The organism is Bartonella sp. AP65SXKL (assembly GCF_042195725.1).
Taxonomy (GTDB): Bacteria; Pseudomonadota; Alphaproteobacteria; order Rhizobiales; family Rhizobiaceae; genus Bartonella.
Genome location: NZ_JBHIOW010000051.1, coordinates 1 through 2113 on the forward strand (window position 1 = coordinate 1; position 2113 = coordinate 2113).

General features: G+C 36.7%; 2 protein-coding genes. Both read left to right on the plus strand.

Annotated features, from left to right (window positions below):
• The first annotated feature begins 371 nt into the window (after positions 1-371).
• A complete protein-coding gene (locus tag ACFIMP_RS09520; protein ID WP_375686325.1) occupies positions 372-1124 on the plus strand; it encodes a hypothetical protein in 753 nt (250 codons plus the stop codon).
• A gap of 84 nt (positions 1125-1208) precedes the next feature.
• On the plus strand, positions 1209-1982 hold the full coding sequence (locus tag ACFIMP_RS09525; RefSeq protein ID WP_375678189.1) for a hypothetical protein: 774 nt from the start codon (positions 1209-1211) through the stop codon (positions 1980-1982).
• The last annotated feature ends 131 nt before the right edge of the window (positions 1983-2113 follow it).

Consider the following 2113-nt stretch of genomic DNA (forward strand, 5'->3'; position numbering starts at 1 on the left):
CATTTTTATACTAAAAACCAAAAGTAAAATTTAAAATCACTTGGTATTCAATTAGGTAGGTATCAAAATGAAAAAAAGTGAAAAAAATAAAAAATACGTATTGACATTAAGGAAAGGTTCGTTTAGAAAGGTCGACAAGTGCTAAAAACACTTGTGATAAGCGGATAAGCCACGATAAGGTTTTTCCCATCTTCAAAATACTGACTTTCTTTTATGCTATCATTGGCATATAACGGTTATGTCGGGTGTAGCTATGCCATACAATACCCTTCGCGAGGGAAAAGCATAGCGGCGGACTTATCACCGTGTTTTTAGCACCCGACGCCCTTATGGGCTGTTAATTAAAAACTTCATTGATAAGGATTACTAGCATGAACGCTACAGTTAAAAAGAGAAAACCATCCAAAAAATATGAATTGACTAATGAAATAGATCATATGACTGGTCTCACATTATACCGTATACGCGCCTTAAAAGATTTTGGAGATGTCAAGGCGGGGGATTTAGGTGGTTTTATAGAAAATGAAAGCAACCTATCGCATTATGGTACGTGCTGGGTATATGATAAAGCCCGCGTTTTTCAAAATGCCCGCGTTTCTGGGAATGCAAAAGTAAGAAGCTTTTTTGTAGACGTTTGTGGGAATGCAAAAATTTATGGGAATGCTATTTTTGAAGCTATTTTTATGGGAGGCAATGCGCGTCTTTATGGGAATGCTCATATTAAAGGTGCTGTTGTAATTGAAGGCAATGCAAAGATTTATGATAATGCCTATGTAACTGATCATGCTCATATTTCTGATGATGCCGTCATTTGTGATGATGCTCATGTTGGAGGCAATGCAAAAATAAGCGGCGCTGCTCATATTTGTGATGACGCGCGTGTTTTCGATGATGCCGTTGTATGTGGTGCTCTTATTTCAGGAGATTCTTATGTTCATAGCGCCGCTTCTTTAACAGCAGATGATCATATTTGGAATGAAGCATATCCCGAATTTGGTAGTGAAGATGATTATTATCGTCATGAGTATTATGATGATTTTGAAGACTATTATGATGCTGATCTTGAATCGGAAAATGATGACGATTTAGAATGTGAATTAGAATATGAAAAAGAAGCTGCTTAATTAAACAATAGGGCGCGGCGGGGGCGCCTCCTTATAACCATTTCATTTAAAAATTTGTTTGAATATTAGATTAGGGAGCTACCTATGACCACTAAAAATGTATCCAAAAAATATGAAATTATAGACGAAATAAAAAAAGTTTACGATGCAGAAACCCGTCAACCTAAACACTTTTATCGCATTCGTGCATTAAGGGATTTCGATGATGTAAAGACAGGGGACCTTGGTGGCTTTATTGAAAGTGAAGATAATCTCTCACATGATGGTAATTGCTGGGTGTATGATAATGCTATAGTTGCTGTGAATGCCGTCGTTTCTGAAAATGCAAAAATACGTAATGATGCCATTGTTGCTCAAAATGCTAAAGTTTATGGTAATGCTATAGTGAGTGGAAAAGCTAAAGTTTATGGTCATGATACCCATGTTTATGGCAATGCACAGGTTTCTGATAATGCGAGTGTTAATGGTAGTATGTGGGTTCGTGGTAAGGGAGTAGTTTATGGCAAGTGCGTGGTTAATGACAATGCCAAGGTTTATGGTGATGCAAAAATTTGTGGTCAAGTTTGTAACAATGCCGTGGTTTATGGGAAAGCCTTTATTGCTGTAAATGCAAAAATTTATGACAATGCCAAGGTTTGGCATAGTGCTGATGTGAGTGGCTTTGTTTATGGCAATGCAAAAGTATCAGGATCTTCTTATATATACGAAGGTGCTCATATTTTTGATAATGCAAGAGTTTATGGAAAAGCGGTTGTTTACAAAGATGTTAAGATTTATGGCAACGCCGCTCTTAAGGAAAAGAAAACATTTCGTGATGATGTTTGTAGTAATGATGTAATCACTGAAAAAGCAGCATAAATAAAATAACGGGGCGGGGGGCTGCTTTATAGCAAAAAAGCCGCGCCTTTAAAGGACACGGCTTTTGTTTGCAACTGGAAACTTATACATTTTAAATGTTAAAATATATTACACAAAACGTGTAAAAATGC

Bases quoted from the DNA above. Each gene is read 5' to 3' on its own strand.
- ACFIMP_RS09525 (WP_375678189.1), top strand. From the start codon at position 1,209: ATGACCACTAAAAATGTATCCAAAAAATATGAAATTATAGACGAAATA.
- ACFIMP_RS09520 (WP_375686325.1), top strand. From the start codon at position 372: ATGAACGCTACAGTTAAAAAGAGAAAACCATCCAAAAAATATGAATTG.